The sequence below is a fragment of the Bradyrhizobium sp. genome (genome assembly GCF_035273305.1).
GTDB lineage: Bacteria > Pseudomonadota > Alphaproteobacteria > Rhizobiales > Xanthobacteraceae > Bradyrhizobium.
The window spans coordinates 44,543-51,186 of the sequence record NZ_DATEPI010000003.1 but is presented as its reverse complement, the minus strand read 5'-3'; the positions used below and the strand labels follow the sequence as shown (position 1 = coordinate 51,186).

Below are 6,644 nucleotides of genomic sequence, written 5' to 3'. Positions count from 1 at the left end.
GTGACCGTGCTGATTGTCGCCGAGGGCAAGAGGCCGGTTGGTATCGTTCACGTCCATGACGTGCTGCGCGCCGGGGTGGCGTAGCGTTCCTCCCAGCCGTCCTATTTCCATTCTTCCGTGTTCGATCGCGTTGCCACGAGGCGGTTCGGCTAAGTGCGGGGCATCGCAGGAAAACGCGCCGCTCCCTCCTCCAGCCGCAGAGCAAGCCCATTCGCGAGATATGAGACGGTGCGATAAAATCCGCAGAGCAGGATAATTTCAAAGATCTTCGCATCGTCATAATGCGCCGACATGGCCTTGAATTCCGCCTCGCTCAACGTCGCGCGGGCATGCAGCGCATCGACGGCGGCGATCAGGACTTGTTCGCTCTTCGACCAGCACGATGCATCAGCACTCCCTAGCACCGTGGCGCGGACCTGCTCGCCCGTGAGATGCGCCGCCTCCGCGAACGTCGCGACATGGACGCCCCATTCGTATTCGCATCCGGTCAGCGCGCAGGTTCGATCGATGACGATCTCGCGCTCGCGCAGCGAAAGCGGGCCGCGGTCCAGCAGGCCGGCTGCGCGGAATTTTTCCCACGCTCGGACATTACCGGCGATTACTCGAAATAGCATCAGCGGCGGCGCGCCCCGCATGATCCGGTCGAACTGAGACTGGATTTCCGGATCATATGGCGGCTCGAGCGGCGCGATGCGTGACATGGTCTGCTCCCGTGCTACATTAACAATAGCACTATGCTACGTTATTTGTAGCGAGACAAGGGAGACTTCGATGATGGAACGTGGTCCAGCCATGAAAAAACGCAGCGTGCGCGGTTCAAAATCCGGCCGCCCTATCATGGTGCTGCTCGATTTGTTGGGGCGGCGCTGGAGTTTGCGTATCCTGTGGCAATTGCGCGAGGGGCCGCTGACCTCGCGTGCGTTACGCGACGCGTGTGATGGAGCTTCGCCGACCGTGCTGCAGGCGCGGTTATCGGAGCTGCGGCAGGCGGGCTTTGTCGAACTCATTCGCTCGAGCGGATATGGCCTCACCGCGATCGGCAGGGAGTTGCTGGAAACGTTTCTGCCGCTGCATCGTTTTGCGGAGCGCTGGAGGAAGCAGCGGAAGGACTAGTTCAGAGCCTCCCCCTGCACCTCAGAGCCAATGATAAGAGGCGGGCGTCAGATCCAGCCCTGAAGCTCGCGCAAAACGAGCTGGCGGATAACATCCATCCCTGGCTCGCTGTCGTTCAGGCATGGGATAAAAGCAAACTGCTCGCCACCATTGTGCCTGAAGATTTCGGCGTTCTCCTGGGCGATTTCTTCCAGCGTCTCCAGACAGTCGGCTGAGAAACCCGGAGTAACCACGGCAATCCGACGCACCCCCTGCTTGCCAAGCGTTTCCATAGTCTTGTCGGTGTACGGTTGCAGCCACTCATCGTAACCGAACCGTGACTGAAACGTCAGCAACAGCCTCGAGGCATCGAGTCCCATGCGCTTGCGGAGTTCATCGGTGGTCGCGACACATTGAATCTGGTATGGATCGCCGTTGTCGACGTACTTCTGCGGCATGCCGTGGAATGATGCCACGATTAGCTCCGGCTCAAACGGCAACGTGGCAAGGTGTGTATTGATCGAGACCGCCAGCGCGTCGATATAATCCGGATCCTGGTAATAGGGCGGCGTCACCCTCAAGGTCGGTTGCGCGCGCATCCCGGCGAGCACGCGGAAAACTTCGTCGCACACGCTGGCCGACGTCGCGGCCGAATATTGAGGATAGAGCGGCACGACCAGCAGCCGCTCGCAGCCTTGAGCCATCAGGGCATCAATGCGTGATTGGATTGACGGATTGCCGTAGCGCATCGCCCAATCCACCACCACGCGTTTGCCGTCTGATATGGCCGCGGAGAGCTTGTCGCACTGTGAACGCGTAATGGTCTTGAGTGGTGACTCGTTCTTCTCGGTGTTCCATATCTTTCGGTAGTCGCGGGCCTTGCGGCCGGGGCGAACCCGCAGAATGACGCCATTCAGCGCCAACTTCCACAACAGTCCCTGGTCCTCGATCACGCGGGGATCCGATAGAAATTCCTTCAGGTAAACGCGCACGCCTTTGGCGTCCGCGCTGTCGGGAGTGCCAAGGTTGACCAGGAGCACGCCGATGCGCTCGGACTTGAGCCCGCTCGCAGCCTTGGCTGTCTCGATCGGAAGAACCGCCGTCATAGCGAGCGTGGCTTCGCGCGTTGGGCCATTCTTGTCAAGATAATGGCGGTTTCGCTATTGTTGCAAAGACATCGAGAAACATTGCCGCGCGTTGGGGATAGATCATGACGATCGCCGAATGGTGCATTTTCGGAACGCTGACGCTCTATTTGCTGACCATCGCGGCCCCGAAGTGGATCGCGTTTCGACAATTCGATAACTCCAGACCGCGTGACCCTGCATTCTATGCCGATCCAATTCGCTCGCGCGCACTGGCCGCGCATCAAAACGGCATCGAGGCGTTCCCCTTCTTCGCAGTTGCCGTGTTGTTGGCTCAATTTCACCTTGGCCCACAAAGGCTGATCGATGAACTGGCGGTGTTATTCCTGATCGTGAGAGTTGCTTATGTTTTCACCTACGTCGGCAATCGTCCGACGCTGCGCTCGATCCTGTGGACACTCGGCTTTGCGCTCAACGTCGCCATTTTCTTCATGCCGTTGATCAGGAGCGCTTGGTTGGCGTGAAGCCCGGATCATGCTGGGCCCCCCATGCTAGAGGCAGGTCACGCGCTCGGCCGCAATATAGCCGAACAGCAGCCCGGCCCCCAACAGCAGCACCAGGCCGGCGGCAGCGAATTCCACGCCGCGCATGACGAGCGCACCGCCGCCTTCGCGCCCGGCACTCAGCCTTCGCGCCAGATCCTTTGCCGACACTGCCATGACCGCAATGGTCGCAACCGTAATCGCGGTGCCCAGTCCCATCACGAAGGTAGCGGTCACCCCGGCCCAGAACAGGCCTTGCGAGAGAGCGAATACCAGAACCAGGATCGCGCCCGAGCAAGGCCTGATGCCGACGGTGAAGATCGCGCTCAATCCGCGGCGCCATCCGCCGGGACCGGCGAGCTCGACTGGATCAGGACCGTGAGAATGGCCACAGTGCTCGTCGTGCACATGGGCGTCATGCCGATCGTGATGATGATGCGTGTGGCCGTGACCATGATGATGCACGATCCCCACCAGTGCGGGCCTTGGCTGCGCCGATTGGAGCGCACCAATGAACGCGCCGCCCTTGGTCCAGACCAGCCGGGCGCCAAACGCCGCGATCAGCGCGTAGCTTGCGATCTCCACCGCCTTTTCCGTTCCACACATTGTCGCCGCGGTGGCATGGAGCAGCCCGGCGCAAATCGTAACGATCACCACCGCCACCAGCGACTGCATCAGCGCCGAGGCGAAAGACAAGACAATACCGCGGCGCGCCGTTTCCTGATTGGCAACCAGATAAGACGAGATCACCGCCTTGCCGTGGCCGGGGCCGGCGGCATGAAAAATCCCGTATGCAAACGAAATCGCGTAAAGGCTCCAGACCGCGCTGCCGTCAGATTTCGCGGCGCGAATAGTTGCAGATATCTCGCGGTAAAACTCGGATTGCTTGGCGAGCAGCCAGCCGACAATGCCGCCCAACTGCGGCTCGCCGCCGCTCGGCCGCGGCGCCCCGAACGGGTTCTGGGCCATAAGCTCGCCCAGGGACCCGTCAATAATTGCAGCAACGGCCAGCGCTCCGGCACAGGCCGCCATGCTGCACACAAAACTCGTGCGCGATGGTGCGGTCACGGGCATTGCACCGTGATCTTGTTGGCGAACATCGCGCCATAATTCGAATTGTCTCCAGTTAGGAACGTCTGCTCGCCCAGCTTTTGGGCATTGGCCGTGCCGTCTTTCGGTCGCTGGAATTGCATCTGGCACCCGGCCGGCGCTCCGTTCAGCCTTACCGGATCCTTTTCGGCAAACGTGAAATCGATGAAATACGACGGATCAAACACTTCCAGCGCGAGCTGCTTCGGCTTGACGGGCGTCTTGAGCGGCAGCGTGAAATGCAGCGTCAGCGCGGCATCCTTGTATTCAAGAAAATAATCGACCGGCTCCAGGAATTTTTCCTTTTTGCCGTCGGCTTTCGCAAAGGTGAAGAAGCCGAACTCCTTCAGCGAATCGACATTGGTCTGCGCCAATGGCCCGAGTTCGTCGCGGCTGTAGACGCCCTTGGTCTTGGTCTCGATGCCCTGCAAGGCGTAAGTCGAGAACATATCATCGAACGTCCATGCATGACGCACCCCAGATATCGAGCCGTCGGGGGCATAGATCAGCTCGCTGACGGCAGTGATCCAGACGTGCGGATGGGCTTGCGCCGGGCTCATCCCAAACGCGATCGAGGTGGCTATCAGCAGCAAACCAATGAGCCGATGAAATGTCTTTTTCACTTCAAGCAGCCTCGGATGTTTCCATCAGGCCCCGGCGGCGCAACAGCGCATCAGGCTCAGGCTCCCGGCCCCGGAATGCGACATAGGCATTTTCCGGGTCGCGCGAGCCGCCCGACGCATAAATGTAATCGTGCAGGCGTTTGGCTACCGCAGGATCAAAGATGTCGCCCGCTTCCTCGAACGCGCCGAACGCATCGGCGTCCATTACCTCGGACCACATGTAGCTGTAGTAGCCGGCCGCATAGTGGTCACCGGAAAAGATATGGCCAAATTGCTGTGGCCGATGACGCAGCGAAATCTCGGCAGGCATGCCGATCCGTTCCAATTCCTGACGCTCGAAGGCCCGCACGTCCGCAACTGCCGAGGTCGGCTGGGTATGGAATTCGAGGTCGATCAGCGCCGAAGAAACGAATTCCACGGTCGCAAAGCCTTGATTGAATTTTCGCGCGGCCATGAAACGCTGCAATAGATCCTCAGGCAGCGGCTCCCCGGTTTGGTAATGCCGAGCGAATTGCTGCAGCACCTGCGGCTGCTCCTGCCAATGCTCGTAAAGCTGCGAAGGCAATTCGACAAAATCCGTGAACACACTGGTGCCGGAAAGCGAGGGGTAGGTAACGTCCGAGAGCATCCCGTGCAGGCCGTGGCCGAATTCGTGGAACAGCGTCCGGGCGTCATCCGGCGACAACAGCGAGGGCTGCCCTTCGGCGCCCTTTGAGAAGTTGCAGACATTGACGACCAGCGGAGCGATGGAGCCATCGAGTTTTTGCTGATCTCGCAATGAGGTCATCCACGCTCCCGAGCGCTTCGAGGGCCGGGCAAAGTAGTCGCCGTAGAACAACGCCTTGTGACGCCCCTCGCGGTCTTTCACCTCCCAAACCCGCACGTCGGGATGCCAGACCGAGATATCCTTGCGTTCTGAAAAGGTGATGCCAAACAGGCGCGTCGCGCAGTCGAAGGCGGCTTCGATCATGTTGTCGAGCGCCAGATAAGGCTTGATCGCGGCGTCATCGAAATTGGCGCGTCGCTGCCGCAGTTTTTCGGCATAGTAGCGCCAGTCCCATGGCGCGAGCGAGAAGTTGCCGCCTTCCTCCGCCACCTGCGCCTGCAAGGCGTCGCGATCGGCGAGCGCCCGGGCACGGGCCGGCTTCCAGACCCGCTCCAGCAAGCCGCGAACCGCTTGCGGCGTTTTCGCCATCGAATCCTCCAGCCGATAGGCGGCGAAGGTCGGAAAACCAAGCAGCTTTGCGCTCTCCTCCCGCAGCTTGAGAATCTCCACGATGATGGCGTTGTTGTCATTGGCGTTGCCGTTATCGCCGCGCGCAATGAAAGCCTTGTAGACCTTTTCGCGCAGGTCACGGCGCGCGGAGCACTTCAGGAAAGGCTCCACGGACGAACGCGACAACGTCACGATTGCCTTGCCTTGCATTCCGCGATCCTCGGCGGCAGCCTCGGCAGCCGCAACAAAACTCTCGGGAAGGCCGTCGCGATCGCCCTCGCCCAGTTCCATGAACCAGTCCTGCTCGTCCCCAAGTAGATGATGGCTGAAGGTGGTTCCGAGTTGCGCCAGCCGTTCATTGATTTCGGCCATGCGCTTCTTGGCTGCCTCATCGAGCCCAGCGCCGGCACGGTGGAAGCGGGTATAGCTGCGCTCCAGCAACCGCAGTTGCTCGCTGCTCAGGCGCAGGCTGGCGCGATTATCATGGAGCATTGCTATTCGGCCGAACAGCACTGCATTCATCATAATCGGGTTCCAGTGCCGGGCCATGCGCAACGACACCTCCTTGTCGATCTCGAGCAGCGCTGGGTTGGAGTGCGCCGAGACGAGGTCGTAAAACACGGCGGAAACTTTGCTGAGAAGCTTGCCCGAGCGTTCCAGCGCCGTGATGGTATTGGCGAAGTCCGGCGTCGCCGGGTCATGCTCGATCGCCGCGATCTCCGCCGCATGATCTGCGAAAGCCTGCTCGAACGCCGGGAGGAAATGTTCCGGCGCGATCTCCGCGAACGGCGGTGTTTCGAATGGCGTCTGCCATGCCCTCAGCAACGGGTTGGCCTGAGCTTGCGCGACGACCGGCACTTGCTGGATTCCCGACATCCCGATCCCCGTTCTCGTTCTGCTCCGAGCGCAGCCTATATCACGCGGTGCGGCTTTTTTGGGCCTTTTGCGCTTGATAGGCCGGGGCTTTTCATAGAGATTGCCGGCCTAAACGGGACCC

At 60.4% G+C, this 6,644-nt stretch carries 7 protein-coding genes; 2 read left to right on the top strand and 5 right to left on the bottom strand.

Translation table 11 applies throughout. The annotated features are described in order from the left end of the window. Window positions 1–149: 149 nt before the first annotated feature. A complete protein-coding gene (locus VJV58_RS00405; protein ID WP_324135325.1) occupies window positions 150–701 on the bottom strand; it encodes a carboxymuconolactone decarboxylase family protein in 552 nt (183 codons plus the stop codon). Window positions 702–774: 73 nt separating this feature from the next. Here VJV58_RS00405 and VJV58_RS00400 point away from each other — a divergent pair, with 73 nt between their 5' ends. Continuing rightward, on the top strand, window positions 775–1,113 hold the full coding sequence (locus VJV58_RS00400; RefSeq protein ID WP_414641361.1) for a winged helix-turn-helix transcriptional regulator: 339 nt from the start codon (window positions 775–777) through the stop codon (window positions 1,111–1,113). Between the two features lie 47 nt (window positions 1,114–1,160). On the opposite strand, the gene hemH is transcribed toward VJV58_RS00400, so the two are convergent. Further along, a complete protein-coding gene (gene hemH, locus VJV58_RS00395) occupies window positions 1,161–2,198 on the bottom strand; it encodes a ferrochelatase (protein ID WP_324135323.1) in 1,038 nt (345 codons plus the stop codon). 104 nt (window positions 2,199–2,302) lie between these two features. Here hemH and VJV58_RS00390 point away from each other — a divergent pair, with 104 nt between their 5' ends. After that, the gene (locus tag VJV58_RS00390) at window positions 2,303–2,701 is read left to right on the top strand and encodes an MAPEG family protein (RefSeq protein WP_324135322.1); all 399 of its coding nucleotides are present in this window, start codon (window positions 2,303–2,305) and stop codon (window positions 2,699–2,701) included. Window positions 2,702–2,728: 27 nt separating this feature from the next. Here VJV58_RS00390 and VJV58_RS00385 read toward each other — a convergent pair whose 3' ends face one another. From VJV58_RS00385 to VJV58_RS00375, 3 genes are all read right to left on the bottom strand, one after another. Then, window positions 2,729–3,793, bottom strand: a complete 1,065-nt coding sequence (locus VJV58_RS00385) for a nickel/cobalt transporter (RefSeq protein WP_324135321.1) — start codon at window positions 3,791–3,793, stop codon at window positions 2,729–2,731. Beyond that, window positions 3,784–4,368, bottom strand: coding sequence for a DUF1007 family protein (locus VJV58_RS00380; protein WP_324135328.1), 585 nt, complete (start codon window positions 4,366–4,368; stop codon window positions 3,784–3,786). Before VJV58_RS00380 ends, VJV58_RS00385 begins: the two co-directional genes overlap by 10 nt. 64 nt (window positions 4,369–4,432) lie before the next feature. Continuing rightward, entirely contained in the window at window positions 4,433–6,523 is a 2,091-nt protein-coding gene (locus VJV58_RS00375; RefSeq protein ID WP_324135320.1) for a M3 family metallopeptidase, read from the bottom strand. Window positions 6,524–6,644 lie beyond the last annotated feature (121 nt).

Bases quoted from the DNA above. Each gene is read 5' to 3' on its own strand.
- VJV58_RS00400 (WP_414641361.1), top strand. From the start codon at position 775: ATGGAACGTGGTCCAGCCATGAAAAAACGCAGCGTGCGCGGTTCAAAA.
- VJV58_RS00375 (WP_324135320.1), bottom strand. From the start codon at position 6,523: ATGTCGGGAATCCAGCAAGTGCCGGTCGTCGCGCAAGCTCAGGCCAAC.
- VJV58_RS00385 (WP_324135321.1), bottom strand. From the start codon at position 3,793: ATGCCCGTGACCGCACCATCGCGCACGAGTTTTGTGTGCAGCATGGCG.
- hemH (WP_324135323.1), bottom strand. From the start codon at position 2,198: ATGACGGCGGTTCTTCCGATCGAGACAGCCAAGGCTGCGAGCGGGCTC.
- VJV58_RS00390 (WP_324135322.1), top strand. From the start codon at position 2,303: ATGACGATCGCCGAATGGTGCATTTTCGGAACGCTGACGCTCTATTTG.
- VJV58_RS00380 (WP_324135328.1), bottom strand. From the start codon at position 4,368: ATGAGCCCGGCGCAAGCCCATCCGCACGTCTGGATCACTGCCGTCAGC.
- VJV58_RS00405 (WP_324135325.1), bottom strand. From the start codon at position 701: ATGTCACGCATCGCGCCGCTCGAGCCGCCATATGATCCGGAAATCCAG.